The sequence below is a fragment of the Bacillus sp. FSL P4-0334 genome, from assembly GCF_038004825.1.
GTDB lineage: Bacteria > Bacillota > Bacilli > Bacillales > Bacillaceae > Bacillus > Bacillus velezensis.
Genome location: NZ_JBBORX010000001.1, coordinates 2,339,097 through 2,364,938 on the forward strand (window position 1 = coordinate 2,339,097; position 25,842 = coordinate 2,364,938).

Annotated in this window: 29 protein-coding genes; 21 read left to right on the top strand and 8 right to left on the bottom strand. The window is 46.9% G+C overall.

What is annotated here, in order from left to right; all coding sequences use genetic code 11:
• The 18 genes from NSQ37_RS12205 to NSQ37_RS12290 all read left to right on the top strand — a co-directional run bounded on the left by NSQ37_RS12205 (position 1) and on the right by NSQ37_RS12290 (position 15,014).
• A complete protein-coding gene (locus NSQ37_RS12205; protein ID WP_003154837.1) occupies positions 1-444 on the top strand; it encodes a phage tail tube protein in 444 nt (147 codons plus the stop codon).
• A gap of 75 nt (positions 445-519) precedes the next feature.
• Positions 520-966 (top strand): phage tail assembly chaperone, encoded by a 447-nt coding sequence (locus tag NSQ37_RS12210; protein WP_003154836.1) that lies wholly within the window; start codon positions 520-522, stop codon positions 964-966.
• Positions 967-989: 23 nt separating this feature from the next.
• Positions 990-1,160, top strand: coding sequence for a hypothetical protein (locus NSQ37_RS12215; RefSeq protein ID WP_341123844.1), 171 nt, complete (start codon positions 990-992; stop codon positions 1,158-1,160).
• Positions 1,148-6,193: a transglycosylase SLT domain-containing protein gene (locus tag NSQ37_RS12220; protein ID WP_341123846.1), complete on the top strand. Its 5,046-nt coding sequence runs from the start codon at positions 1,148-1,150 to the stop codon at positions 6,191-6,193. The genes NSQ37_RS12215 and NSQ37_RS12220 overlap by 13 nt, the downstream gene beginning before the upstream one ends.
• The gene (locus NSQ37_RS12225; protein ID WP_025284610.1) at positions 6,186-6,845 is read left to right on the top strand and encodes a LysM peptidoglycan-binding domain-containing protein; all 660 of its coding nucleotides are present in this window, start codon (positions 6,186-6,188) and stop codon (positions 6,843-6,845) included. The genes NSQ37_RS12220 and NSQ37_RS12225 overlap by 8 nt, the downstream gene beginning before the upstream one ends.
• A gap of 13 nt (positions 6,846-6,858) precedes the next feature.
• Positions 6,859-7,836 carry an XkdQ/YqbQ family protein gene (locus NSQ37_RS12230; protein WP_015239687.1) on the top strand — a complete coding sequence of 326 codons (978 nt, stop codon included), beginning with the start codon at positions 6,859-6,861 and terminating at the stop codon, positions 7,834-7,836.
• Complete coding sequence (locus NSQ37_RS12235) at positions 7,836-8,102, top strand: DUF2577 family protein (protein ID WP_007610818.1); 267 nt, start codon at positions 7,836-7,838, stop codon at positions 8,100-8,102. The genes NSQ37_RS12230 and NSQ37_RS12235 overlap by 1 nt, the downstream gene beginning before the upstream one ends.
• 103 nt (positions 8,103-8,205) lie before the next feature.
• Positions 8,206-8,631 carry a DUF2634 domain-containing protein gene (locus tag NSQ37_RS12240; protein WP_025284611.1) on the top strand — a complete coding sequence of 142 codons (426 nt, stop codon included), beginning with the start codon at positions 8,206-8,208 and terminating at the stop codon, positions 8,629-8,631.
• Positions 8,624-9,670, top strand: coding sequence for a baseplate J/gp47 family protein (locus NSQ37_RS12245; RefSeq protein WP_060561805.1), 1,047 nt, complete (start codon positions 8,624-8,626; stop codon positions 9,668-9,670). Before NSQ37_RS12240 ends, NSQ37_RS12245 begins: the two co-directional genes overlap by 8 nt.
• Positions 9,654-10,232 (top strand): YmfQ family protein, encoded by a 579-nt coding sequence (locus NSQ37_RS12250; RefSeq protein WP_253613050.1) that lies wholly within the window; start codon positions 9,654-9,656, stop codon positions 10,230-10,232. Before NSQ37_RS12245 ends, NSQ37_RS12250 begins: the two co-directional genes overlap by 17 nt.
• Positions 10,229-10,501, top strand: coding sequence for a hypothetical protein (locus NSQ37_RS12255; RefSeq protein ID WP_003154822.1), 273 nt, complete (start codon positions 10,229-10,231; stop codon positions 10,499-10,501). The genes NSQ37_RS12250 and NSQ37_RS12255 overlap by 4 nt, the downstream gene beginning before the upstream one ends.
• A gap of 2 nt (positions 10,502-10,503) precedes the next feature.
• On the top strand, positions 10,504-12,126 hold the full coding sequence (locus NSQ37_RS12260) for a pyocin knob domain-containing protein (protein ID WP_253613048.1): 1,623 nt from the start codon (positions 10,504-10,506) through the stop codon (positions 12,124-12,126).
• Between the two features lie 12 nt (positions 12,127-12,138).
• Entirely contained in the window at positions 12,139-12,510 is a 372-nt protein-coding gene (locus tag NSQ37_RS12265; RefSeq protein WP_043021266.1) for an XkdW family protein, read from the top strand.
• Positions 12,511-12,514: 4 nt separating this feature from the next.
• The gene (locus NSQ37_RS12270; RefSeq protein WP_012117366.1) at positions 12,515-12,712 is read left to right on the top strand and encodes an XkdX family protein; all 198 of its coding nucleotides are present in this window, start codon (positions 12,515-12,517) and stop codon (positions 12,710-12,712) included.
• 56 nt (positions 12,713-12,768) lie between these two features.
• The gene (locus NSQ37_RS12275) at positions 12,769-13,530 is read left to right on the top strand and encodes a phage portal protein (protein ID WP_253613046.1); all 762 of its coding nucleotides are present in this window, start codon (positions 12,769-12,771) and stop codon (positions 13,528-13,530) included.
• Positions 13,531-13,581: 51 nt separating this feature from the next.
• Entirely contained in the window at positions 13,582-13,845 is a 264-nt protein-coding gene (locus tag NSQ37_RS12280; protein WP_003154815.1) for a hemolysin XhlA family protein, read from the top strand.
• Between the two features lie 13 nt (positions 13,846-13,858).
• Positions 13,859-14,122 carry a phage holin gene (locus NSQ37_RS12285; protein WP_003154813.1) on the top strand — a complete coding sequence of 88 codons (264 nt, stop codon included), beginning with the start codon at positions 13,859-13,861 and terminating at the stop codon, positions 14,120-14,122.
• Positions 14,123-14,135: 13 nt separating this feature from the next.
• On the top strand, positions 14,136-15,014 hold the full coding sequence (locus tag NSQ37_RS12290) for an N-acetylmuramoyl-L-alanine amidase (RefSeq protein ID WP_341123852.1): 879 nt from the start codon (positions 14,136-14,138) through the stop codon (positions 15,012-15,014).
• 34 nt (positions 15,015-15,048) lie between these two features.
• On the opposite strand, the gene NSQ37_RS12295 is transcribed toward NSQ37_RS12290, so the two are convergent.
• The 6 genes from NSQ37_RS12295 to NSQ37_RS12320 form a co-directional block, all read right to left on the bottom strand.
• Positions 15,049-15,174: a hypothetical protein gene (locus NSQ37_RS12295; RefSeq protein WP_023356844.1), complete on the bottom strand. Its 126-nt coding sequence runs from the start codon at positions 15,172-15,174 to the stop codon at positions 15,049-15,051.
• Between the two features lie 96 nt (positions 15,175-15,270).
• Positions 15,271-15,441 (bottom strand): type II toxin-antitoxin system SpoIISB family antitoxin, encoded by a 171-nt coding sequence (locus NSQ37_RS12300; RefSeq protein WP_003154807.1) that lies wholly within the window; start codon positions 15,439-15,441, stop codon positions 15,271-15,273.
• Positions 15,442-16,188: a type II toxin-antitoxin system SpoIISA family toxin gene (locus tag NSQ37_RS12305; RefSeq protein WP_015239694.1), complete on the bottom strand. Its 747-nt coding sequence runs from the start codon at positions 16,186-16,188 to the stop codon at positions 15,442-15,444.
• Between the two features lie 103 nt (positions 16,189-16,291).
• Positions 16,292-17,290: an inorganic phosphate transporter gene (locus tag NSQ37_RS12310; RefSeq protein ID WP_007407255.1), complete on the bottom strand. Its 999-nt coding sequence runs from the start codon at positions 17,288-17,290 to the stop codon at positions 16,292-16,294.
• A gap of 12 nt (positions 17,291-17,302) precedes the next feature.
• Positions 17,303-17,920 carry a DUF47 domain-containing protein gene (locus NSQ37_RS12315; RefSeq protein ID WP_003154804.1) on the bottom strand — a complete coding sequence of 206 codons (618 nt, stop codon included), beginning with the start codon at positions 17,918-17,920 and terminating at the stop codon, positions 17,303-17,305.
• A 286-nt stretch (positions 17,921-18,206) separates the two neighbouring features.
• Entirely contained in the window at positions 18,207-19,523 is a 1,317-nt protein-coding gene (locus NSQ37_RS12320; protein ID WP_007610842.1) for an APC family permease, read from the bottom strand.
• A 322-nt stretch (positions 19,524-19,845) separates the two neighbouring features.
• Between NSQ37_RS12320 and NSQ37_RS12325 the strand changes: the two genes are divergently transcribed.
• The 3 genes from NSQ37_RS12325 (at position 19,846) to NSQ37_RS12335 (ending at position 24,111) form a co-directional block, all read left to right on the top strand.
• A complete protein-coding gene (locus NSQ37_RS12325; protein WP_163113566.1) occupies positions 19,846-20,796 on the top strand; it encodes a ring-cleaving dioxygenase in 951 nt (316 codons plus the stop codon).
• 184 nt (positions 20,797-20,980) lie between these two features.
• A complete protein-coding gene (locus NSQ37_RS12330; protein ID WP_167340619.1) occupies positions 20,981-23,128 on the top strand; it encodes an ArnT family glycosyltransferase in 2,148 nt (715 codons plus the stop codon).
• Between the two features lie 11 nt (positions 23,129-23,139).
• Positions 23,140-24,111: a glycosyltransferase family 2 protein gene (locus NSQ37_RS12335; RefSeq protein ID WP_253613043.1), complete on the top strand. Its 972-nt coding sequence runs from the start codon at positions 23,140-23,142 to the stop codon at positions 24,109-24,111.
• A gap of 88 nt (positions 24,112-24,199) precedes the next feature.
• Here NSQ37_RS12335 and NSQ37_RS12340 read toward each other — a convergent pair whose 3' ends face one another.
• Positions 24,200-24,376, bottom strand: a complete 177-nt coding sequence (locus NSQ37_RS12340) for a hypothetical protein (protein WP_015239698.1) — start codon at positions 24,374-24,376, stop codon at positions 24,200-24,202.
• Between the two features lie 97 nt (positions 24,377-24,473).
• Complete coding sequence (htrA, locus tag NSQ37_RS12345; RefSeq protein ID WP_153014822.1) at positions 24,474-25,823, bottom strand: serine protease HtrA; 1,350 nt, start codon at positions 25,821-25,823, stop codon at positions 24,474-24,476.
• Positions 25,824-25,842 lie beyond the last annotated feature (19 nt).

Below are 25,842 nucleotides of genomic sequence, written 5' to 3' on the forward strand. Positions count from 1 at the left end.
ATGGCATTAAAAGCGCAAAACACGATTTCAGGAAAAGAAGGCCGTTTATTTCTCGACGGAGAAGAGATGGCGCATATTAAAACGTTTGAAGCAAACGTGGAAAAAAACAAATCAGAAGTAAACATCATGGGCCGCCGCATGACGGGACATAAAACAACAGGCGCCAACGGAACGGGCACGGCAACATTCTATAAGGTCACATCCAAATTCGCCGTCCTTATGATGGATTACGTCAAAAAAGGCAGCGACCCGTATTTTACGCTGCAAGCCGTTCTTGATGACAAATCATCGGGCCGCGGAACAGAACGCGTCACTCTGTATGACGTCAACTTTGATTCTGCAAAAATCGCCGGACTGGACGTAGACTCAGAAGCACTCGAAGAAGAAGTGCCGTTTACCTTTGAAGATTTCGATGTGCCGGAAAAGCTTTCTGAAACGTTTTAATTAAGATCGGTATGAGTGAAACAGGCCTTTTTACAGGCCTGTTTTTTATAAAAAAAGAGTAAGGGAGTTTTCATCATGAGCGAAAAAAACGAACAAGTATATGATCTATCATTCTTTATGCCAGGTAAAACAGTCGAGGCTGAGGAGATTCGGGTTCCGCTTTCAAAGCGTTTTGTCGATAAAAAAGGAAACATCGTGCCTTTTATTTTTAAAGCCATTACGACTGAGCGCATTGATGAACTGGAGAAGGAAAGCACGACATATAAAAATGTGAAGGGCAGAGGCCGCGTAAAAGACTTAGACAGCCAGCGCTTCTATGCGCGGATCGCGGTTGAATCTACGATTTACCCTGATTTCCGGTCTAAGGAGCTCCGCGACGCTTACAAAACGGCAGATCCGGTCGAGGTGGCAAAACGCGTGCTTTCAGTCGGCGGTGAGTATGCAAATTGGCTGAATAAAGCGATTGAGATCAACGGTTTTGAAGATGAATTAGAAGATCTGGAGCAAGAAGCAAAAAACTGATAAAAGATGGGAATAAGGAAGCCGTGTATCTCTATTACGCGTTGCATGAGCTTCATTATTCTCCATCAGAACTGAAAGAGTTATATGAAGCACCGCGACATTTTAAGGCGCTGTTGTACGGTTTAATCGGTTACAAGCTGGACATTCTTGAAAAACAAGCGAAGAAAGGGGGAGCGACATCATGGCAAAGCTGACCGCCCGTTTTGAATTGGAAGATCGGGTTTCAAAGAAAATAAGGAAAATCCAAAATGGCTTCAGAGCGCTTGATAAATACAGGAAAATGACAAAACGCCAAAGTGAAATTGATATACGCAAAGAGAGTAAATCTGTTTTAAGAACAATTGACCGCATCCAGCGCTCTATGAAAAGAAAGCTGGGCGCACAAATGATCTCTATTTCAGCTGAAGACGGAGCCAGTGCCGTCATTCAAAAGGTGCAAGCCCAATTAGCGGGTCTGCCTGCGTCTTTAACCATTAAAATAGGAGCAAAAGACAGCGCGACAGCGGCATTTGAGAGATTGCGGGATCTGGCTGCCGGTTTTAAAGGATTTACCGTTTCACTTTATGCGTCAGACGAAGTGACCCCTGCCATGGAACGTATCAAACGCTATATGCAATCTGCGTTAAAGAACGGGTACTCTGTCACTATACGCGTCATAGATCACGTCATGAAAACAGTCGGCCGAATTTCAGCGGGCATTGATTCGCTGACGGGAAAAAACAATGTTATTCAATTATCGTTAAACGAAAAGGTGACAGCACAGCTGGCTGCAATGCAAAAGAATATACCGGACGTCGGAAAAGCTTCTGCGTCTGCTGCTCCTGCTTCGCTGAAAAACGATTTTTCAATGCTTGACTCCATTGCAGACACCTTCATGAAAAAAGTCAATGACATCGCATCCAAATTTTATCCGGAAACAATCATAGCGGAACTGGATAAATTCGCTGCAAGCTTTATGAAGAAAGCGGACGAAATCGCGAGCAAATTCAGCCCGGAGACGATTTTGGCAGAGCTGGATAAGTTCACGAGCTCATTCATGGGAAAAGTGGACGAAATCGCGAGCAAATTCAGCCCGGCAACGATTTTAACCGAACTGGATAAGTTCACAACGTCATTCATGGGAAAAGTGGACGAGATCGCGAGCAAATTCAGCCCGGAGACGATTTTAGCAGAGCTGGATAAGTTCACAACATCATTCATGGGAAAAGTAGACGAAATCGCGAGCAAATTCAGCCCTGCAACGATTTTGGCAGAGCTGGATAAGTTTACAACATCATTCATGGGAAAAGTAGACGAAATCGCGAGCAAATTCAGCCCTGCAACGATATTAGCCGAACTGGACAAGTTCACGAACTCATTCATGGGAAAAGTGGACGAGATCGCGAGCAAATTCAGCCCTGCAACGATATTAACCGAACTGGATAAGTTCACAACGTCATTCATGGGAAAAGTGGACGAGATCGCAAGCAAATTCAGCCCTGCAACGATATTAACCGAACTGGATAAGTTCACAACGTCATTCATGGGAAAAGTAGACGAGATCGCGAGCAAATTCAGCCCGGAGACGATTTTAGCAGAGTTGGACAAGTTCACGAGCTCATTCATGGGAAAAGTAGACGAAATCGCGAGCAAATTCAGCCCGGCAACGATATTAGCCGAACTGGACAAGTTCGCTGATTCGTTTATGAAAAAAGTAGACGGGGTCGTGAGCAAATTCAGTCCGGAAGCCATATTGAAAGAACTGGATAAATTCACTGATTCATTTATGAAAAAGATAGATGACGTTGTCAGCAAATTCAGCCCGGAGACCATATTGAAAGAGCTGGATCATTTTACTGATTCGTTTATGAAGAAAGTCGACGACGTTGTCGGCAAATTCAGTCCTGATAAGCTAATCGACCGCGCCGAACAATTTGTAAATGACACGATTGACAGAATTTCTGAGAAATTCGATTTTCTCAATCCGGATAAGATTTTGGAAAAAGTGGAGCAGTTTACATCCTCACTGTTCGGAGGCATTGATAAAAAGTTCGGCAAATTCAGTCCTGATGCGATCATCGAAAAAGCCGAGGCATTTGTTGATAAAATTGTCAGCAAAATTGCCAAGAAATTTGAGAAATTCAGCCCGGACAAAATCATCGAAAAAGCCGGGGAATTAATAGAAAAAATATTTTCAGGAATCGCTGAAAAATTAGGCAAACTCAATATCGGCGGATTATTAGGAGGCGGCACGAAAAAAGAAAAGAGTAAGGGCGGCCTTACTGCCGGCGGCTCCAACGGCCCGAAGCGTCCTGATCTGGCAAAGGGTTCACAGCGCACGGTAACAGCGCCAAAATCTTCAGGAAAGTCAGCCAAAAAAAACGGCGGGGCTTTTGGGGGATGCTGCTGCTGTACCGGAGTGACGAGGGGCAAAAGCAGTAAAGTCGAAGAGCGGAATAAATCTTCAAAACGAGGTTCATCCGCAAAGGGAAGCAAACAGGCATCCGTAAACACGCCAAAAACAAAAGGGGCAGGTAAAGGCATCGGCGCGCTTTTGAAAGGCTTGGGAGATTCAAAGGCGCTAAAAGGCGGTATGAAAGGGTTAAAAGGTGCCGCTAAAGGAATTCCCGGCATAGGTGAATTGTTATCACTCACTGATTTAGCCGGCATCAATAAAGATAATGCAGGAGAGAAGGTCGGCTCAGCAGGCGGCGGTCTTGCCGGAGCCGCGGCCGGAGCGGCAATAGGAAGCGTTGTTCCCGGAGTGGGCACGCTAATCGGCGGCGCGGTAGGCGGCATCGCCGGCAGTTTGGGCGGTTCCAGCTTGGGAGAGGCCTTTGATTCAGGGGCTTTGAAAGACACTTGGAATGATATTTCCAAAGCGGCGCAAAGTGCTTGGACAACAATACAAGATACTTGGGGAAGCGTTTCATCCTGGTTCATGGAAAATGTATGGACGCCGGTTTCATCAGCTGTCGTCGGAGTGGCGACAAGCATCTGGTCAAATATCGTGAATGCGTGGACGACGATTCAAGGGATTTTCAGCACGGTGTCATCCTGGTTCATGGAGAATGTATGGACGCCGGTTTCATCGGCTGTCGTCGGAGTGGCAACCAGCATCTGGTCAAATATCGTGAATGCGTGGACGACGATTCAAGGTGTCTTCAGCACAGTATCCGGCTGGTTTATGAGCACGGTGTGGGGGCCCGTAAAATCGGCTGTCGTCGGAGTGGCGACGTCCATTTGGAGTAAAATCACAGGAGCTTGGGATAAAATTAAATCCGTTTTCAGTACGGTTTCCGGCTGGTTCATGGATACTGTCTGGAATCCGGTGAAAGACATGGTGAAAAATGTCGGTAAAGGAATATCAGATGCTTTCCAGACTGCTTTAGATGCGGTAAAGGGTATATGGAAAGGGTTAAGCGGCTGGTTTGAGAAACATATAAAAGAACCTCTTGTAAAAGTGGGAACAGCCATATCAGATGCTTTTTCTGCAGCATTCGACTGGGTGAAAAAGATTTGGGATAAAACCGGCGGCAAAATGATTTCAGGCATAATGAACTTTGTCACAGGAGGCGGCGGAGATAAAAAGAAAAAAACGGACAAAAACGCCACGGGCGGCTACATTACAAAGCCGACCATTTCCTGGATCGGTGAAGCCGGTAAAGAATTTGTCATTCCCGTTGACAACAATCGCGGACGCGGAAAGATGCTGCTTTCACAAGCTGCGTCTAAGCTCGGCATGCGTGTTGTCGATGATATGGGCGCGGCTTCGGCTCAGTCTTCTGCTGTTCCGGCGGGAGCGGGCGGTGTTTCTTCTTCTGCATCTGTGTCGGCCGCAGCGTCTGTAGAGACATCCGGACTTGGCGGGACGGCTTCATCACTCGGCAAACAGTTTACTGAAGGCTTTGACAGCGGAATCAGCAAAAAAGCGGTGGATATGGACGGCTGGAAGGAAAAAAACATCGGAACGCCGTTCAATGCCCTTATTTCGTCTTCATCCGGTTACGGAAAGCAAGTCGTTGCGGGCTATGCCAAAGGTCAGAATACTTCGCCGACGGGCACCGATTCATTTTTAAAAACAAAGGTGAAAACACCTTATCAATCGGCGGTTAATCAATCGTCATCATGGGGCGCCGCAACGGTGAAAGGATATTCGGCCGGACAGAATGCGAAAGATACGGGAACGTCGCAATACGTAAGCACACATATCAATAAACCGTTTGTGCAATCAAGAGATTCCGCGAACGGCTGGGGGTCAGGCCTGATCGGACACTTCGTATCAGGGATGACTGCAAAAGGAAGCGAAGTCAAACAGGCGGCCAAAGATATGGCCAAAAAAGTCGAGGACGCATTCAGAGAAGAGCTTGATATTCACTCTCCTTCCCGTGTCATGATGAGCCTGGGGCGCTTTGCTTCAGTCGGCGTCGTCAAAGGGCTCAGCTCAGTTGACGTGAAAAAATACGCCGAAAAACAGGCAGGTTCGCTTGCAGCAGCCTTTTCCGGCATGGGTGCAGCGGGAGGAAGCGTCAAAGAGTGGCTTTTGGCCGCAATGAAAGCAACCAATACGCCGATCAGCTGGCTTCCAGGATTAATGACGATCGCACAGCATGAGTCAGGCGGCAACCCTAATTCCATTAATCTATGGGATAGCAACGCCAAAGCCGGACACCCGTCACAGGGGCTTATGCAGACGATTCCGAGCACCTTTGAAGATCACAAAGCGCCGGGCATGAATGATATCAGAAATCCAATTCACAACGCCGCTGCCGCTATCGGCTATATTAAAAGCCGATACGGCTCGATCAGCAATGTCCCCGGGATTAAAAGTATGGCTCATGGAGGCCCTTACGTCGGTTATGCCAATGGGGGTCTGATTACCAAGGAGCAGATCGCCCGTGTCGGCGAAGGGAACAAACGGGAGTGGATCATCCCTGAAGAGCGGGGCATCCGGGGCCGTTATCTGCTGCAAAAAGCCGCTCAAGCGCTCGGCATGGAAGTGTCCGATCCGTCCCAGACGGAACCGGCGGCGCTTTCAGCCGGCACGGTTTCCGCAGCCGTTAAAGGCGGCGGACAAACCGTTCAAAAAACGGGAACAAAAGAAATTAAAATCGAATTCAGCGGCGATCAGCATTTCCATAACGGACAGGACGCCGACAGCCTCGCCGCCAAAATCAAACAGGCGCTGATTGATGAACTGCAAAAAGACATTTATACCGGAGCAAAGGGGGCCGTTGCTTTTGACTAAATCTGTTTACGAATTTTGGCTGTCTCAGGGGAAGGACAAGCTCCGGCTTCCCGTTCTCCCTGAAGCGATTGATATCGCAAACAGCGTGCAGAATGATTCCGTGAAAGTCACCGGACTTGGAGAGGTGACGTTTATCGAAGAACCGGGAGCGAAAGAAATTTCGTTCTCTTCTTTTTTTCCGAAACGGTACAGCCCGATTGCCGAATATCAAAGCATCCCTTCGCCGGAAAAAGCCATTTCAGCCATTGAAGCATGGATGAAAGCGAAAAAACCCGTTCAGTTTTTGATTACAGGGACAAAAATCAATGTCACATGCAGCATTGAAAGCTTTAATTACAGCGAAGGTGACAATGAAATCGGCGACCGGAATTTTGATATCGTACTGAAAGAATATAAAACCGCTTCGCCAAGAAAAATCAAACAAAAGAAAAAAACGAAAGCGAAGCGCCCGTCCAAAGCCTCACCCAAAACATATACCGTTAAAAAAGGGGATACGCTTTGGGACATCGCCGGCAAATTTTACGGAAACCATACGGAGTGGCGGAAAATCTGGAACGCGAATAAAACCGCCATGATTAAGCGCAGCAAACGGAATATCCGGCAGCCGGGGCATTGGATCTTCCCGGGGCAGAAGCTGAAGATACCGCAATGAAACGGGTGAAAAGATGATTGAACTATTTGTCATAAAAGAAACGGAGTGGCTCGAGCTTGTCACAGAAAGCGTCACGCTGGAAGGACACAGATATCAGGCGCCCCGCTCCATCGAAGCGACGATTGTCGTAAAGCAGGGCAGCCAGACGTATTACGGTGTATCGGAGGGGGATACGGTTTTGTTCAAATGGAACGGAAAAGAACTGTTCCGCGGCGTTGTTTTTGCAAGAACGCCCGATGAGCATACCGTCGCCTTCACCGCATACGATATGCTCCAATATCTTGTGAAAAACCAGGACGTTTACGTGTTTTCCAACAAGCGCGCCGATCAAATATTGAAAAGGATCGCCAGCGATTTTCAAATTCCCGTCACATCCATTGCCAACACAGGCCATACCATTAAATCACTCGTTTTTAAAAATGATACAAGCCTTTACGATATGATGCTAAAAGCGTTAAAGCAGACAAAAAGCCAGACGGGGCGCAATTATCAGCTCTATTCAGAAAAAGGCAGGCTCGGCTTGCGTGAATGGCCGGAGCCGTCTGACATATGGGTGCTGGAAACAGGAGTTAATATCACAGGGTATCAATACAGCACCTCAATTGATGACACCGCAACCCGTGTCGTCATGCGGCTGCAAAAAGACAATAAAACGATAAAGGCTTCCGCGTCAGACAGCGCGGGCATGAAAACATTCGGCGTTTTGCAGTATACCGAAACGGTTTCTGACGACATTAACGAAGCCCAGCTGAAACAGCGCGCAAAAGTGAAGCAGGCTGAGAAAAAAGGCGTTAAGAAAGAGCTGAAAAATATACAGGCGATCGGTATTCCCGGGTTGGAAAGCGGATTGCCTGTCTATATCTCAATTCCGGAAATCGGGCTGAAGAAAACCTATTATGTAGATACGGACCGCCATGAATTCCAAGGAACAAAACATACCATGACGATTGACGTTACGGAGAAAAATTCACTTCCGGAGGGGACATCCTGATGAGATTAAGTGATGCCATTAAACATTTAGCCGTCGGAGCGGTTGACGCCGAAGCGCCGGTGGAGCTGATGCCGGCCGAAGTGACCTCCGTTTCGCCGCTCGAGCTGAAACTGAAAGATCACGACAAACTTTTGATTCCGTCTGATGCACTCATTGTGCCGAAGCGGCTGAGATCCGGAGAAGATGATCAGCTCCAGGCGGGAGATCGGGTGATGACCGCCGCCTTAACAGGAGGACAGTCTTTCTTTGTACTGGACAAAATTTAACCGGCATCCGGACGGAGATGTACGAGAATATCAGCCTATTAAAGCCGCTTCATCTGCCGAAGAGGGCTTTTTTACATGAACAAATCTAAAAGGAGCGGGTGCAATGGCCCTGACACCGGAAATCGAATTTGAAGATTTGGAGGATGCGAGTGAGGCCGTTGAGACTTCACAAACCTACCGAATTGATTTTGAAAACAACCGAATTACCAATGAACTGATAAACGGACTGGACGCAATCAGACAATTCGTCTATATCGCTCTTCACACAGAACGGTATTCATATTCGGTTTTCAGCCATGATATTGGAAACGAACTTCAGGAAGTGCTTTCAGATCAGAACACGACGGATGCTTATAAAAAAATGGAGATTCCAAGACTGATAGAAGAAGCCTTGCTGTATGATGACCGTATTTTGGCCGTTACCAATTTTGAGATTGAGAAAAAAGATGATGCCTTCATCGTCTTTTTTACCGTTGAAACTGATGAGGGCATGCTTGAGATAGAGGAGGTGCTGGGTGAGGATGTTTGAAGCTCAGACGTTTGACGACATTATGGACAGAATGCTGGCGCGCATTACGGCAGATATTGATACGAGAGAAGGCAGCGTCATTTACAATGCGCTCGCGCCTGCGGCCGCTGAGCTCGCAAAGTCTTATATTTGGCTTGATACCGTGCTGGAGCTCGTGTTTTCCGATACGGCTCAGGGAGAATTTCTGGACAGGCGGGCTGCTGAAGCGGGAATTGAACGAACACCTGCCACAAAAGCGGTCAGAGCCGGAGAATTCACAGCGGGCATCACCATTCCGCCAGGCTCCCGTTTCTTCGTTGATAACCTGTATTTTCAATATACGGGGGATGGAACGCTTGAATGTGAAACAGCCGGTGAAGCGGGCAATGCCGGCATTTCAGGGCAGAACCTGCTGCCGCTTGATACGATACCCGGGCTTGAGAAAGCAGTCGTGCGCGATATATTAATTCCCGGCCGTGAGGAAGAAGACGACAACAGCTTAAGGGCGCGCTATTTTACCCGTGTCCGCCGGGAAGCAGTCAGCGCAAATAAACAGCACTATAAACAATGGGCCGAAGAGGTTGACGGCGTCGGCAGGGCGAAAATCTTTCCGCTTTGGAACGGAGCCGGAACGGTGAAGGTTGTCATCACAAATGCGAATTTGGAACCGGCATCAGATATTCTGATCAAAAAAGTAAAGGATTATATTGATCCGGACGAAGGGCAGGGAGAAGGACAGGCGCCGATCGGAGCGGCAGTAACGGTGGAAAGCGCCGTATGGAAGGAAATCGAAATCTCCGCTTCCGTGCTGCCTGAGCTGAACAGCTCGATCGATGACGTGAAAGCGGAGATTGAAAAAGGCGTCCTGAATTTATTTAAGAAAATGGCTTTTGAAGAAAACACCGTCCGTTTATCACAAATTAACAACATCGTTTATAACTCGGCATCCGTCAGTGACTACGCCGATATCAAAATGAACGGTGCGGCGGAAAACCTCGTGCTCAGTGACGTGGAAATTCCTAAACTCAAAGAGGTGACAATCCTTGAGCAGACTCGATGAGATGACGGCGTACCTCCCGCCGTTTTTAACCCGATTAAAGGAGATGGCACAACTGCTTGAGGCGGAAGCTCCCGAGTTTGAGCGGCAGAATAACGATATTTTCGATTTGACAGATCAGCTCTTTATCACGACGGCGACGTGGGGGCTTGACCGCTGGGAAAAAATATTAAAAATACCGCGGGAATCAGGTGACACGGAGGATATGAGACGGCTCAGGCTGATTTCCAAGATGTCGAATATTCCGCCCATCACACATCAAGCGATCGAGCAGGCGCTAAACCGTTTTTTAAAACATCCGTCAGCTTACGTTCGGATGTTTCCGGGGCAGTATCGTTTTTATGCCGATATCGGGCTTGATGACCTGCAGCACATGAACGAGCTGATTGAAACGCTTGAAAAAATCAAACCTGCTCATTTGGCGTATACACTGAGAGCCGCATTAAACGAAACACTGGAAATCAAAGACCGGGTCATTCTCAACAATCGGAGATATCGAAAAGTCATTGAACTGAAGGTCGGTTATTCCGTCACACTCAACAATAACGAGGTGGTCTTACCATGATATCAGCCGCTTACAGACAGCGTGCCGCAGCCGATCTGAAAAACAGGATCACAAAAGTGCTGTTAAACGGAAAAGAAACTCCGATTGCGGACATTTCCGTAAAAGATGCCGCAGTCACCGTTCTCACACGCAGGGAAGAAGACGTCAAACACATTGAAACCGTGCAGATGCTTGACGAAACAGGAAGCGTCATCACAGAACGAAAAACAAATTTAGATCTCAGCAATAACAGAACGCTTGATTTAAGATTTACCTTTGAGGTGGTGTAACGATGGCTTACGAAGAAAAAACAGACTGGCTTCCGGACGATCCGATTAACGAAGATGACGTCAACCGCTGGGAAAAAGGCATAAATGACGCACACACGGATCTGGCGGCCCATAAAAACGACATGAACAACCCGCACAAAACGACAAAGGCGCAAATCGGCCTCGGAAACGTAGACAATGTCCAGCAGGCAGCAAAGAAAGATTTTGATCAGCACAATCAAGACCTGGACCGGCATGTGACGAAGGAAGAGCGCCAGAAGTGGAATAACGGGCAATTGTCTAAAATGACAAAAGATAATGGCTCCGCTTTTATTGATATCTCTGACGGACAGGATTTTCATCAGACCGCTGCCAGCCAGAATAAGACCTTTACTTTCTCAGCGGCTGCAACTGGAGTAAATACCCCGCCTAAACCGTCAGAGGGTATATACCTTTATTCTTCAAAGAATAACGGAGAGGCGGCCGCTTTCTCAGATGACGGGGGATTTTGGAGAAAAACGCTGAAAAACGGCATCTGGACGGAATGGATGCCATTTGAAACAGCTGCCGGAGCACAAGCAAAAGTAAATGAGCATGCCGACAAAACAGATCTTCATGTAACCAAGTCTGACAAAGACAAATGGAATGCAGGGCAGTTATTCAATCTGACTGACAATGACGGGAATGCTAAAACGGTAACGGAAACAAACTTAGACAATATAAAAACGTCCGGTATCTACTATATATCAGTTCAGCATACGGAAAATAAGCCTGCGGAATACGGACAATTAATTGTAATGCAAAGAACCCGCGGAGCATCACCGACGTTTGTCCAAATGTTTATAGACACAGTGACCGCCGGAAATCCCATATACGTCCGAAGTTTTAGCACTAAAGGCGTTTGGTCGGAATGGAGCCAAAGAGAAACAGATGCAGGCTCTCAAGCAAAAGTAGACGCTCACGCTAATAAAAAAGACATCCATGTCACACAGGCGGATAAAAATATGTGGAACGGGGCACAGCTTTCGAAAATAACAAACGATAACGGCGGCTATCTTCTTACAATTGGTGATGATGATAACTTTCTTGAAAAAATCGTTAAAAACGGCAGGGCGTTCGGCACCTTTTATTCAACCGGCAAAGCGGCAGACAGTCCGAGCAGCGCTTCGACCCGCGGCATGTTTCATTTTACCTCTCTTGACAGTGAGGGAAAGGGAACGTTTGGGTATGTCATTGCCGTTGATTATAAAAATAATATGTTCACGAACTATTTGGATTTGAACTTGGGCTGGCAGGGCTGGCGTCGCCTCATTACTGAACTTGATACTGAGAATGTACCTTGGATCAATGTTCCTTATAAAAATGGCGCTAAATCAGGAGACAGGCCGCTTCAATACCGCAAAGTGGGAAACACCCTTCACCTGAACGGACACGTTCTTACGGACAGAGAAGTGGTATTCGGGAGTGTGCCATCCTCTTGTGCGCCGGCCAAAGGCGTTGTGACGATGGTTGCAGCCAGCGGCACCACCGGTTACAGCAAATTTATTATTTATTCTAATGGAGATATGAAGCTGACGGGAATTATGGCCAATATAGAAAGTAATGTGAACGGCTATTATATTGACCTTGTTTTGGCACTCACGTAAAGGAGCGAGAATATGAAATTAATATTTCCGTATGACAATAACAACATTTATACAGGCACTCCGGTTGAGCTTTATCCGGATTCTGAGACAGGAAATTATATGCTGCCGCCTAACGCTGCGGACTTTCCGCCGGAAATAAACGGCGAAGGCATGTGGCGCCCATTTTTTGATGAAGAGAAACAAGAATGGGTGGAAACCGCTGACGAAGCATATAAAGACAGCTTAAAAAAAGATACGGCTCCCGATTCAAACCAGCTTGCAGGCCTCGGCGGACAGCTGGCGAATGAGAAATTGGCCAGAAAAGCAGCCGAACAAGCGCAGCAGTCACTCGGCAGGCAATTAGCGTCTTTAAAATTAGAATTATTAAACGTAAAAGGAGAATGAAAAAATGAAGAGACTTAACTTTTGGGTTTACGCTTTGTTTTATAAGTGGGCCACAATAGAAATGGTAAAACAAGCTATGGGCTATGATGACTGCTCTGCCGAAGATCTGGCTGAAGGTGTGGCCGCGAAGTATATCACGCCTGAGGAATTTCAAGAAATAACGGGTGAAACATACGAAAATTATAAAAATGCTGTGTCATAAGCCAAACGGCTTTTTTTATTTGTCATTTTTAATAAATGAGAAAAGGAGGACGGCCGATGAAAAAGCATTCATTTGAATTTCCCGCCGATCAACTTGGCAGACCCGGCGCCGTAAAAGCTTACCGCGGTAACAAAAACGATTATGTCACACCTGTTGCTGATTTGTCCGGAATGGCAGAGCTTCTTACCAATACGCCGCTAGAAGCGATTGAAGTTTACAGCCAATTCGGACAAGACCGTTTAGGAGCCGTCTTAATAGACAGAGCACAGGGGTGGGCTTATTCGGACCGCAGCGGAACTCTTTTTATTGAAGAGAGCGAGGATAACAATTCGTGGACAGCTTCACATTTTGTCGCAGTCAAAGGCGGAGTGCTGACCGCTTCGGGGTGGGTCTTCCTGACAAAACGATATTACCGGTTCCGTTTTGAAAACGGAAATCAAAAGCAGTCCGAATTTGTTTTATACCAATCTGTCGGTACGGGCGGTGATATGGCGTTTTCATATACAGACGTGATTTTTCATGAAAATGCAGCAGAGGCGGGCGAGGGAAGCATCTTCTCGGCGGGCGCTTGGAAAAAACTTCTCGTCGAAATCACCGGCACGGCTGAGTCGGGCCATGTCGCGTTTTGGGGGAGATCCATCTCGGGAAAAAACGTGCCGATCAGAGGAATCAGGTCTGAAGACGGAACATCAGCCGCCGGTACATCAGGCACAGACGAAGTGTGGTCATTTGATATTGCCGGTTTTAAGGAAATCATCATGGAAATCAAAAGCATTTCCGGCGGGAGCCTTTCTGTCAAAGGCACGGCATTTTCTTAAGAATGAAGCTTCCGAAGGGAGGTGAGAACAATGTAAGAGGGGGGAGCGGAAGTGCTTCTGGATGAACAAGCGGTGCAAAAAGAATTCGCAGGCATCAAAGGTGAACAAAAGGTGCTTGAACAGCGGGTAGCCGCATTAGAGCGGGTATCCGACCGGCAGGATCAGCAAATCATGACGCTGAATGAAAAACTGAACAAAATTGACGAAAACACAACATGGATTAAGCGGACCATTACAGGAGCGATCGTGACAGCAATCTGCACGGGCGTCATTGGCGGAGCCATCGCCATCATGTACAATCTGCTGCAAAAGTAAGGGGGAAACCAATATGAAATTCGCGGACAAAGGCACGGTCGTCAGGACGGTGCTTCTTTTGCTTGCTTTATTGAATCAAACTTTGCTGATGTTCGGCAAATCGCCGCTGAATATTCAGGAGGACCAGGTCAGCCAGCTTGCAGATACGCTGTATGCCGCCGGGTCGGCCGTTTTTACAATCATAACGACTGCCGCCGCCTGGTTTAAAAACAATTACGTTACAGCAAAAGGGAAAAAACAGCAGGCTTTATTAAAAATAAACAATTTATCGAAATAGGAGAGATGAGAATATGGTAAAAATCACACAGGATTTTATCCCGGCAGGAAACAATAACCGCCCAGGCTATGCAATGACACCGATTTACATTACGGTGCACAATACAGCCAATACTGCAGTCGGAGCTAACGCCAAAAGTCACGCAAGCTATGTGAAAAATCCCGATACACCGACAAGCTGGCATTTCACAGTCGATGATACGGAAATTTATCAGCATCTTCCGCTGAACGAAAGCGGCTGGCATGCCGGTGACGGAAACGGGGACGGCAACCGTAAATCCATCGGTATTGAAATTTGTGAAAACGCAGACGGCAACTTTTCACAGGCCGTGGCAAACGCCCAATGGCTCATCCGCACATTAATGACCTCGCACGGCATCCCGCTTGCAAATGTCGTTGCGCACAAGCATTGGTCAGGAAAGCTTTGTCCGAGAAGACTGTTGGATACATGGGATGAGTTTAAAGCGGGAATCGGTTCTGGGGAAAGACAGACGTATACCGTCCAAAAAGGAGATACGCTGTCAGCGATCGCGCGGAAATTCGGCGTCAGCGTGGCCGATCTGCAGAAATGGAATAACATCGCTGACCCGAACCTGATTAAAGTCGGACAAGTACTGATCGTCAGCCCGCCGGTTGAAGCACTGTATTCTCTTCCGGACGAGGTGATTCAGCTGACAGAGCCGTACACGTCCGGCGAAAAGGTATACCAGGTGCAAAACGCGCTCGCCGCGCTTTATTTCTATCCTGAAAAAGGAGCTGTCAATAACGGAATTGACGGTATCTACGGTCTGAAAACCGCAGATGCCGTGGCCCGCTTCCAATCTGTAAACGGACTGACGTCTGACGGCGTCTACAGCCCCGCTGTAAAAGCGAAAATTCTGATGCAGCTTTAACAAAAAAGGCTGAGTCCCGTTCACATTGCGGGATTCAGCCTTTTTTCTTTTTTAACCGGTTCAATAGCCTGAGATTCCTCGCCCGCATCCTCAGCGAATAAGCGGAAAGCCCGAAGCGTCCGTAATCCACAAACTTTACGCGCCTGACAATTTTCTTCACATCATCACCTGTCGCATCTCTTTGTTGGTTTTATTATATGAAAGATAAGGAAAAAAGGAATAAGGACAAGAGCCGTGTCTCCTGTCCTTAGTGTAATCAAGCTTTTTTTTGTTTATACTTGTCAATCAGCCGCTCGTTTTCTTTGAAAATTCTGGCGGTATGAGGGCTGACCTGGTAACTTGCGATACTTGTCATTGAACGTTTTTTAAACATTTTGAACGGTTTCGCTCTTTGTTCCGGCTGCCCGTTTTGAAATGCCTGCTCCATTTAACCGTCACCTTCCTCTTCTATTGGCAGCATTAAATCATAAATGCTCGTTAGCGATGTGAAAAGCAAATAATCGAATTCCGTCAACAGGTTTTCTGACGTGAGTTTGATCACGTAATGGCGGTTCTGGACTGTAAACGGAATAAGCACAAGCCTGCCTTTTTGATCATAGTAGACGTCTTTACGGTTAAGACGGGACTGAACGTCCGCCGCATCAGGCATATGCTCCGTCAAGCGGTCCTTATCCGATTGTGCGGAATAGTCGCACAAGGAAGCCGTGACATTCATTTTTTCGGCATAAGCGGCCAGCAGTCTGCTGATGCCTTCCGCATAAGCTTCTGTACTTCCATAATATACATGGATCGGTTCATTTTTCAACAGATATTGATAGGTTTTCAGTTTTTCAAGATAGGAGTGAAGCATTTCGTTATTTTCTTCTAAAATTTCCCTCGTATCCGTCTCTAATTCATTGCCGGCGAGCTTTTTGATATACGCGCTCAAAAAGATAAACGCATCAATAAGGGCAAAGCAGACGGCAACAATCAAATATTGTCTCCATTCGGCAAAGAGCGATTCGGGATCATATGTCCAATAGACCATGGAGCCCAGTACAAATAGTAAATACCACGTTTTACGGATGGCAAACATTTTTTCTTTTACCTTTGCCTCATACCGCCAGGATGCGTACACATATAAAATGAGTGCGGCCGCCATCGTCCACACCATGATCTGAAAAAACAAAAGCATGAGCATCCCTCACAATTTGAAAAATGGTCTGCTATGTTCATTCTATGTCATGACATCATTTTCCTGTCACAAAAAAACCGCTTCTGTAAAGAAGCGGATGTCATCAGAAAAAGAGATCTAGGATGAAAAAGGCGATGGCGCCGAGTGTACCTGCAATCGGCAGGGTGATGACCCATGTAATGAGCATCCGTTTAGCCGTTCCCCAGTTTACGCCTTTTACGCGGTGGGAAGCGCCCACACCGAGAATGGAAGACGAAATGACGTGCGTCGTGCTGACAGGGAGATGAATAAACGTGGCCCCGAAAATAATGGCTGCGCCGGTTAAGTCGGCAGATACGCCGTTTACCGGACGGATTTTCATAATTTTTCCGCCGACGGTTTTAATGATTTTCCAGCCGCCGATGGATGTGCCGAGACCCATTGCCAGGGCACAAGAGAGCTGCACCCAAAAAGGAATGGCATCACTTTTATGTAAATTGGCCGTCATAAGCGCCATCGTAATGATACCCATCGCTTTTTGCGCGTCGTTCGTTCCGTGTGTATAGGACTGAATGGCAGCCGTCAAAATCTGCACTCTGCGGAAGCGTTTATTTGTTTTCGCCAGATTGCTGTCTTTAAAAATCAGCTTCACGATCGAATATACGATAAAGCCGAGAACAAAGGCGATGATCGGTGATAAAATAAGTGCTTCGATAATTTTAATGAACCCTTTATAATTAAGCGTTGCAAAACCTGACGCTGCAATGGCCGCTCCGGCGATCGCTCCGATAATCGCATGTGAAGAGCTGCTCGGAATGCCGAAATACCATGTGATCAAGTTCCAGACGATTGCGGCGAGTAAAGCCGCCAGAATGACAACTGACCCGTTGTCTAATGTATAAGGATTCACAATGTCCTTTGTAATGGTTTTCGCCACACCGGTAAATGTCATCGCTCCGAGAAAGTTCATGATGGCGGCCATAACGATTGCGTGCCGCGGCTTCAGCGCTTTTGTCGAAACTGAGGTGGCGATGGCGTTTGCGGTATCGTGAAATCCGTTAATGAAGTCAAATACCAAAGCGCATATGACAATTAATATCGTTAAAAGTAATAGAGTATCCATTATAACCCCTCGTTACGCGTTTTTCATAATAATGGTTTCAAGGTTATTGGCAACGCTTTGGCAAGAGTCGGCAATTTCCTCAAGCGTTTCGTAAATCTCGCGGTACTGAATCACTTTAATCGGATCGGTTTCTGTGCCGAACAGATTTTTTAATGATTTACGGTGCAGGTTATCACAGCTGTGCTCGTATTCCTTAATTTTAATGGCGTGAGGGTGAATGTCCTTCAATCGGTTTTCTGCAAGCAGCTCAATCGTGATTAAAATTTCCTTCGCGCACTCTCTGATGTATCCGCTGAACTTATCGATATGCTCATCGGAAGAAGTGATCGAGAAAATCTCCATCATTGCTGAAAAATGTTCGATTCCGTCAAGCACGTCATCGAGGCTGTTTGTCAGCTCAAGGATGTCTTCACGTTCAATGGGAGTGATAAAAGCTTTGTTCAGCTCTTTAATCATGACATGAACATGATTATCTCCTTTTGTTTCAAACTCTTTTAACGTATCGGCAAATTCCTTTAAAGTCGTCTGGTTCGTCACTTTAAAGTTGACAAAATATTCTGCGGTTTCGTCTATGTTTTTTGCGATTTCTGTTAAAAGGAGTGAGAACTTATCTTTTTTTCTTTTTATCATTAAAAACCCTCCATTGTTTGAATGAGACAATGCACACATCAAATTATTATATAGCCTTTTGTCGAAAAAAAACAGATAAAGTCGAAAAAAACGCCTCTTGATTTTTTCGTAAAAACGTGTCTCATCCTGTTTTTCTTATGTTACCCACTTCGCCAAAAAAACGTAACATACTTCGAATTCAGACATCTTGCTTAAAAAGTATAACAAAAGATGTGAATTTGCTGTCAACTTTTGCACGTGATTTTGCCAGAAAAAAAAACGGCTCCCGTAAAAGGAACCGTTTTTGTCAGTTTTTTCTGCCGTTTTTCAGCCAAAAATAAAGCGGCAGCCCGGCGAGGCCGATCAAGAGGGACAGCGCGCAGCTCAGCGTATCTGTAATGATCGTGCTGATCAGCACAAACAGTGAACCCGCGATGGCCAAAACAGGAATGATCGGATACAAAGGCACGCTGTAGGCGCGCGGTTTTCCGCCGCTTTTTTTTCTGAGGATAAACACGGCGAAAAAGGCCATGACGTAAAAAATATAAATCATGAAAATAGAGATTTCAGACAGCTTATCGGGATTGCTGGCGATCATAAAAATAATGGCCAGCGCGATCTGAAATGACACGGCAATCCACGGGGTGCGGAACGTCGGGTGCACCCGCGAAATCTGTCCGGCAAACGGCAGCTGTTTCCGTTCCGCCATCGCAAATGAGACACGCGGAAAAGCGAGAATCTTTCCGTTTAAACAGCCGAAGATGCTGACGATGATTCCGACGCTGATCAATTTTCCTCCGATGTCGCCAAACAGCATTCCGGCAGCGGTGCCGGTCGCATTTTCACCGAGTTTGACGATGTCGGTCGCAGGAAGAATGTGCAGCAGCGCAAAGTTAATGAAAAGATAAATGGCGGTGACGACCAGCAGTCCGCCCGTCATCGCTCTCGGGAGCAGCTTTTCCGGATTTTTCATTTCGCCGCCGAGTGCCGCAAGCAGAATCCAGCCGTCATAAGCAAACAAGGTGGCCAGTATGGCAGCGCCGAAATTCATGTCCGACATGCTGCTTGTAACGGCTGTGAAAATATGCTGATCGCCTTTCCAAAGGCCGAACACGATCATGCAGATAATCGGAATCAATTTGCCGACAGTCGTAATTCCCTGGACGATGCCGCCATATTTCGTTCCGATAATGTTAATGATGCTTAAAAACAAAACGGCTGAAATCCCGATCAATTTAGACCAGCCGGAATCCCAATTGAACAAGTGCGCCATCAAAGAGCCGAAATACAAGCCGATTGCTCCGATAATGGCGGGGCCGTAAATGATAATTTGAACCCATCCGCACAAAAAGCCCCAAAATTCGCCGTACACTTCTTCGAGATATGTATAAAGTCCGCCCGTTTTCGGAATCTGAGTGCCGATTTCCGCAACGGTCAAGCCGCCGGCAAGCGTCAAAATGCCTCCTAACAGCCACGCGATAAGCGCAGTTTTCGCATCACCGGAGTAGGCAAGCACGGCGCCTGGTTTCATAAATACGCCGGAACCGATGATGGTGCCGATAACAAGTGAGAGGGCGATGGTAAGGCCGATCTCTTTTTTAAGTCCGTTCTCTTCAATCTGCATATCCTTTCCCTCCAGATGTAAAATCGTCATGCTGAAAAAACTATTTTCCATATTGTAAACCCTAATTGCTGAAACACGAATAAAATAAATTTTCTGATTTTGTTGTTTTCCCTAAAAGATAAAGGTTTCTGCTTTTGAGAAGGAAAAAATACCGTTTTAAAAACGAACATTAATGGTTTTTTAATATCGAAGGTTCGTTATTTGGGGAGCGACAGTCTGCAGACCGTCTGTGAAGCAGATGGGTTGACTTTGCGATCCGGATAACATAAATTGTATATATAAAATATCTCGAAATCGAGATAATTGACTGGAGGATAACATAATGAAAGTTAATGGAATACACCATGTATCAGCATTGACGGCTGATGCGCAGAAAAATTTAGATTTTTATCGGAACATCCTGGGATTGAAGCTTGTGAAAAAGTCCGTAAACCAGGATGAACCGACGATGTATCACTTATTTTACGGTGATGAAACAGCTAATCCGGGATCGGAATTGACGTTTTTCGAAATTCCGCGGATTGCGCCGTTTCATGCGGGAACAAACAGTATTTCTTCAATCGGCCTGCGTGTCCCGGATGTACAAGCGCTTCAATATTGGAAAAAACGATTTGAAGAGCATCAGGTCGCTCATGGCGACATCATGACAATAGCGGGCAGAGAGACACTCGCTTTTTGGGATCATGAAGGACAGCGGCTTGTGCTGACAGCTGACGAAAAAGGAAAAGACATCGGTGAAGCGGTGAAGCAAAGCGGCATACCGGAAGAATATTCTTTCCGCGGTCTTGGTCCCGTTGAATTGACCGTCCCGTATGCAGAACCGACGCTGCGTGTGTTAACCGATGTGCTCGGCTTCACTGAAATCGGGAAAGAAACGCATGAAGACCGGGGCACGGTTACGGTGCTCGAATCCGGAAACGGAGGCGCGCGCACGGAAGTCCATCTGATTGAAAGAAACGATCTTCCGCGCGAGCGTCCTGGAAAAGGCAGCGTCCACCATGTGGCCTTCCGCGTTCAGAATGAAGAGGAGCTTGCTTTATGGCACCGCATCATTACGAAAGAAGGTTTCAGCAACTCAGGCATTGTAGAGCGTTATTATTTCAAAGCGCTGTACTTCCGGGAGCCGAACGGAATTCTGTTTGAATTGTCAACGGACGGTCCGGGATTTATGGTTGATGAAAAACCTGAAGAGCTAGGCAAAACGGTTGCGCTCCCGCCTTATCTCGAACACCGCCGTTCTGAAATAGAAGCACGGCTGAAACCGATACAGTAAATCAGAAATCATGACAGATGCCTCCCGGCTTGACGGGGGCATCTTTTTTTTTGCTTTTTTACCCGTTTTGTCATTCTTTTTACCTATTTGTAAACGGCAAAATAATTGTCTTTGTTTATTAATAAATTTTTCACATTTGGTTGTTACACTTGTTCAAAGTTAAACAAAAGGAGTGAAAACACAGGTGAAAATGAAAAAACGCGAGATAGACGCAGTCTTAATTCTCATTTTACTCGCTTCCGCATTCTTGAATATGTACAACATCTGGAATGACGATACGGTGAATCCTTATTACACCGCAGCGGTAACGAGTATGCTTCAAAGCTTTCATAATTTCTTTTACGCTTCATTTGACGCAGCCGGGTTTATCACGGTAGATAAACCGCCTGTTACATACCAGGTTCAAACGATCAGCGCGCTGATATTCGGTATGCACGGGTGGAGCGTCATCCTGCCTCAGGCATTGGCGGGTGTAGGTTCAGTTCTATTCATGTACTTATTAATAAAGCCGACGTTCGGAAAAACGGCGGCGCGCATCGCCTCATTTGTCATGGCGTGTACACCGATCGCAGTAGCGGTCGCGCGGACGAATAATGTCGATGCTTTACTGGTCTTTTTCCTCTTGTTCGCCACATGGCTTCTCTTTAAAGCGATCAGAAAAGGCAGACTGATCTGGCTTTTGGCGGCATTTTTTGTCGTCGGAGCAGGCTTTAACACAAAAATGCTTCAGGCTTATATGATTTTGCCGGCCTTCTTGCTGTTCTATATGATTGCGGCAAACACCACGATTAAGAAAAAAATCATTTCATTGGTAAGCGCGTTAGCCGTTTTAGCAGCCGTTTCATTGTCATGGCCGCTCATTGTTGACAATATTCCTGCCAGCAAAAGGCCATATGTCGGAAGCAGCCAGACAAACTCCGTATTGGAATTGGCTTTCGGATATAACGGGATTCAGCGGCTGACAGGGCAAAGTTCCGGCGGCGGCCAGGGCGGGCCGGACGGAAACGCATTGAAAGAGATGTCTTCTTCCGGCGGTTCTTCACAAATGCAAAAACCGCCTGGCCAGTCTTCAAGCAGCAGTTCAGCAAGCGGAGACAAACCACAAAACGGCAGTATGACGGCACCTCCATCTAACGGGAAAATGCCAAGCGGCGGTCAAGGAGGTCCTACAAGCGGCGGAGATGGTCCCGGTGGCGGAGGAAAAAGCGGTACAGGCACCGGCTCGAAAATGCAATCAGGTTCAGGAATGTTCGGAACGGGAACTCCTGGTCCGCTGCGCCTTTTCCAAACGGAATTATCTGATCAGATCAGCTGGCTCCTGCCGTTTGCGATTTTTGGAATGGCCGGTTTATTGATCGCCGGGGCGAGAGAAAGAAGACGATTATCAGCAGAACAGAAGGAAACGATCTTTTGGGCAGCGTGGCTTGTGCCGATTGCCGGATTCTTCAGTGTGGCGGAATTTTTCCACCATTATTATCTCATTATGCTGGCGCCTCCGATCGCGGCACTTGTCGGTGCGGGATGGGTCGCCCTCGTTCATCTGTACCGCAAGCAGGCGGGATGGAAAACTTGGCTATTGCCGGCCGCTATTCTTGTGACAACCGGATTTGAGCTGTTTATCCTCAGAAACTACAATGATCAAATCGGCGCAGGCTGGAGCATCGGAGCAGGCGTTCTCGGCGCAGTGGCAGCAATCGCCCTGTTCGTATTCAAACAGCGCCAAAAACCGCTAAGTTATTATGTTTCACTTGCAGCCCTTTTCGTCTTGATGGTCATGCCGATTTATTGGGCGAGCACACCGCTTCTGTACGGAGGCAACAGCTCATTGCCTGAAACAGGCCCTCAGCTCGCTTCAACAAGCGGAAAAGGCATGGGAATGGATAACGCATCTGTCAATACAAAACTGATCAACTATTTAGAGAAACATAACGCCGGAGCGGACTATCTATTTGCAACAACCGATTCCAACACGGCGGCGCCTTACATTATCAAAACGAAAAAAGCGGTCATGGCGATCGGCGGATTCAGCGGGTCTGACCCGGCCATTACGCTGACTCAATTTAAAAAGCTCGTAAAAGAAGGGAAAGTAAAATACTTCTTAACATCCGGAATGGGCAAAGGCGGAAATAACGATATTGTGCAGTGGGTTGAGAAAAACGGAAAGAAAGTATCTTCAGATAAATGGAAATCAAGCACAGATCAGAAAACGAAAAATAGTGATCCAGCTGATACAAAAAGCAGCAAGGCCGCGGGTAAAAACAGCCGAATGAGCGGCGGGCCGGGCGGAATGAATCAGTCAGCTTCACTATACGAACTTCAATCTGATGAATAGGAGGAAAAAACATGAGCAGACATATTCAATTATCAATAGTCGTCCCTGTTTATAACGAGGAACTCGTCATTCAGACAACCTATCAGCGCCTGAAAGAAGTCATGGATCAAACAAAAGAGCATTATGAATTGATCTTTGTCAATGATGGAAGCAAAGACCGCAGTATTGAGATTTTAAGAGAGCAAAGTCTGATTGATCCGAGAGTGAAAATTATTGATTTTTCCAGAAACTTCGGACATCAGATCGCGATCACAGCGGGTATGGATTATGCAGAGGGGAATGCAATCGCCGTCATTGACGCCGATTTGCAGGACCCTCCTGAATTAATCCTTGATATGATTGAGCAGTGGAAAGAAGGCTACGATGTGGTGTACGCCGTCAGAACGAAACGAAAGGGAGAAACCTTTTTCAAGAAACAGACGGCCTCTATGTTTTACCGGCTGCTGCGGAGCGTGACTGATATTGATATTCCGCTCGACACCGGAGATTTCCGCCTGCTGGACAGAAAAGTCTGTGATGAGATGAAAAGATTAAAAGAAAAAAATCCTTTTGTCAGAGGACTCGTCAGCTGGGTCGGCTTTAAGCAGACTGCTGTAGAATATGAACGAGATGAGCGGCTTGCGGGGGAAACGAAATACCCGCTTAAAAAAATGCTGAAGCTTTCCATGGACGGAATCACAACGTTCTCTCATAAACCGCTCAAGGCGGCAAGCTATGCGGGAATGATCATGTCCGGAGCGGGTTTTCTCTATATGTTTATCGTTTTATACATGAAGCTGTTTACGAACAGCACCATTACGGGCTGGTCCTCTCTGATTGTGATACAGCTGTTATTCAGCGGCATCGTTCTATTAATGCTCGGAATGATCGGCGAATATATCGGAAGGATTTATGACGAAGCAAAAGACCGTCCGCTCTATATCGTGCAAAAAGCGTACGGCATGAAAAACGAAAAGATTTATCGGGACCAGCATATGTCTTAACCGAAACACCCTGTCCGGCCAGCGGACAGGGTGCTTTTATGTGAAATAAAAGCCGCGGGATGACAGAATGTCCCGCGGCTTTTTTCATTCATCTGCGGCCGGTCTGCGTGTGCAGAGAGCGCATGATCAGTCCGGTTCCCGAAAGGTTCAGTAAAATGCTTGCACCCAGCGTCATACCCCAAGCAGCGTTTTGCTGAGGAAACTGAATGCTCAGCTGCAGCAAGATCAGGCCTGTAACGACCAGCAAAAGTCCGGTTTGGTTCATGTGTATGTATCCTCCTGTACACTAAGTCATACGGCTGATCCAGGCCTAAAGTTTCATCTGTATATAAAAAATCCAAGGCGGCTGCCTTGGATTTTTGTTAAGAAGATGTTTCTTCTTTTTGAGTCAGTTTCATTTTTTTCGTCATTTCCTTGCCGTTTCTGATAATCTTCACGTCAACGGTGCTGCCGACTTTCGTATTCTTGTAGAGAATATTGCGGAGTTCGCTGCCCGTGTCAGTTTCTTTCCCTTTTAAGCTGATAATGATGTCTTCTGCTTTTAATCCGGCTTTGGCAGCAGGTGAGCCCTGCGCCACTTCGCGAATATAAACGCCTTTATTCAGCTGTTTGCCGAAAAGCCCGAGTGTGCCTTCCTGATAGTTTTGCGGCACTTGTTCCAAGTCGATCATGCTCACGCCGATATAAGGGCGCTCCACCTGTCCTTTCGTGAGAAGCTCTTCGGCGATCGGTTTTACATCGTTGCTCGGGATGGCAAAGCCGATGCCTTCTACATCACTTTCGCTGATTTTCATGCTGTTGATGCCGATGATTTTGCCGTCTGTATTTAAGAGCGGTCCGCCGCTGTTTCCGGGATTGATGGCGGCATCGGTTTGGATGACGTTGATGCTCGACTCGCCGGCTGACGTAGAGATCGAGACGGTTCTGTTTAAGCCGCTCACGATGCCTTGTGTGACGGTGCGGGAAAGGTCTTTTCCGAGCGGATCACCGATGGCGATGACGGATTCACCCGTTCTGAGAGCGGATGAGCTGCCGAAGCTTGCCGTTTTTGTCACGTGTTTATCACTGATTTCTAAAACGGCCAAGTCTGTCAGAGAGTCGCTGCCGACGAGTTTAGCTGTTACATCGGTGCCGTCAAATAATGACACTTTAAGGGAAGAGGCGCCTTCGACCACGTGGTTATTCGTAATGATATACGCTTTGCCGTTTGCTTTCTTAAAAATAACGCCTGAACCCGATCCCGTTTCCGCATCATCACCCGACGAATTAGAGTTTGAATCTGAGCTTGATCCGAATCCGAATAAATCGGAACTGCTTTGCTGCTTCTGCAGATTGGTGATCCCGACGATCGCCGGTGAAATGTCTTCCACCATATTCGAAATGCTGCTTGAATTTGCCGATGAGCTGTTTGCCGATTTGCCGCTGTCTGATTCAGAAGATGTCTGCTTGGCGGTTACCGATGACGTTTCCTGAGCGGGAGCCGGATTGGAAGTATCTTGAGTCTGATGGTCTCCAAGCGGCGTAAATGTATAGATGCCGAGGGCGAGCCCTCCGCCGATCACTCCGCCGAGAAGCGGTCTGAACCAGCCGAAGCTTCGTTTTTTCTTGTCCTCGTCCGGCGCGGAATATCCGGCCGTCTGCGGGTTTTCTTTTACTAAAAGGACTTCCTGTTCTTTTTGGTCTGTCCGATTTTCATCACGATAGTTATCCATCATGTTCACTCCGTTTCTC

What these genes read in the sequence shown, in the direction of transcription:
- NSQ37_RS12205 (WP_003154837.1), top strand. Translation starts at nt 1, where the DNA reads ATGGCATTAAAAGCGCAAAACACGATTTCAGGAAAAGAAGGCCGTTTA.
- NSQ37_RS12210 (WP_003154836.1), top strand. Translation starts at nt 520, where the DNA reads ATGAGCGAAAAAAACGAACAAGTATATGATCTATCATTCTTTATGCCA.
- NSQ37_RS12220 (WP_341123846.1), top strand. Translation starts at nt 1,148, where the DNA reads ATGGCAAAGCTGACCGCCCGTTTTGAATTGGAAGATCGGGTTTCAAAG.
- NSQ37_RS12230 (WP_015239687.1), top strand. Translation starts at nt 6,859, where the DNA reads ATGATTGAACTATTTGTCATAAAAGAAACGGAGTGGCTCGAGCTTGTC.
- NSQ37_RS12235 (WP_007610818.1), top strand. Translation starts at nt 7,836, where the DNA reads ATGAGATTAAGTGATGCCATTAAACATTTAGCCGTCGGAGCGGTTGAC.
- NSQ37_RS12240 (WP_025284611.1), top strand. Translation starts at nt 8,206, where the DNA reads ATGGCCCTGACACCGGAAATCGAATTTGAAGATTTGGAGGATGCGAGT.
- NSQ37_RS12245 (WP_060561805.1), top strand. Translation starts at nt 8,624, where the DNA reads ATGTTTGAAGCTCAGACGTTTGACGACATTATGGACAGAATGCTGGCG.
- NSQ37_RS12255 (WP_003154822.1), top strand. Translation starts at nt 10,229, where the DNA reads ATGATATCAGCCGCTTACAGACAGCGTGCCGCAGCCGATCTGAAAAAC.
- NSQ37_RS12260 (WP_253613048.1), top strand. Translation starts at nt 10,504, where the DNA reads ATGGCTTACGAAGAAAAAACAGACTGGCTTCCGGACGATCCGATTAAC.
- NSQ37_RS12265 (WP_043021266.1), top strand. Translation starts at nt 12,139, where the DNA reads ATGAAATTAATATTTCCGTATGACAATAACAACATTTATACAGGCACT.
- NSQ37_RS12270 (WP_012117366.1), top strand. Translation starts at nt 12,515, where the DNA reads ATGAAGAGACTTAACTTTTGGGTTTACGCTTTGTTTTATAAGTGGGCC.
- NSQ37_RS12275 (WP_253613046.1), top strand. Translation starts at nt 12,769, where the DNA reads ATGAAAAAGCATTCATTTGAATTTCCCGCCGATCAACTTGGCAGACCC.
- NSQ37_RS12285 (WP_003154813.1), top strand. Translation starts at nt 13,859, where the DNA reads ATGAAATTCGCGGACAAAGGCACGGTCGTCAGGACGGTGCTTCTTTTG.
- NSQ37_RS12290 (WP_341123852.1), top strand. Translation starts at nt 14,136, where the DNA reads ATGGTAAAAATCACACAGGATTTTATCCCGGCAGGAAACAATAACCGC.
- NSQ37_RS12300 (WP_003154807.1), bottom strand. Translation starts at nt 15,441, where the DNA reads ATGGAGCAGGCATTTCAAAACGGGCAGCCGGAACAAAGAGCGAAACCG.
- NSQ37_RS12305 (WP_015239694.1), bottom strand. Translation starts at nt 16,188, where the DNA reads ATGCTTTTGTTTTTTCAGATCATGGTGTGGACGATGGCGGCCGCACTC.
- NSQ37_RS12310 (WP_007407255.1), bottom strand. Translation starts at nt 17,290, where the DNA reads ATGGATACTCTATTACTTTTAACGATATTAATTGTCATATGCGCTTTG.
- NSQ37_RS12315 (WP_003154804.1), bottom strand. Translation starts at nt 17,920, where the DNA reads ATGATAAAAAGAAAAAAAGATAAGTTCTCACTCCTTTTAACAGAAATC.
- NSQ37_RS12320 (WP_007610842.1), bottom strand. Translation starts at nt 19,523, where the DNA reads ATGCAGATTGAAGAGAACGGACTTAAAAAAGAGATCGGCCTTACCATC.
- NSQ37_RS12325 (WP_163113566.1), top strand. Translation starts at nt 19,846, where the DNA reads ATGAAAGTTAATGGAATACACCATGTATCAGCATTGACGGCTGATGCG.
- NSQ37_RS12335 (WP_253613043.1), top strand. Translation starts at nt 23,140, where the DNA reads ATGAGCAGACATATTCAATTATCAATAGTCGTCCCTGTTTATAACGAG.
- NSQ37_RS12340 (WP_015239698.1), bottom strand. Translation starts at nt 24,376, where the DNA reads ATGAACCAAACCGGACTTTTGCTGGTCGTTACAGGCCTGATCTTGCTG.
- htrA (WP_153014822.1), bottom strand. Translation starts at nt 25,823, where the DNA reads ATGGATAACTATCGTGATGAAAATCGGACAGACCAAAAAGAACAGGAA.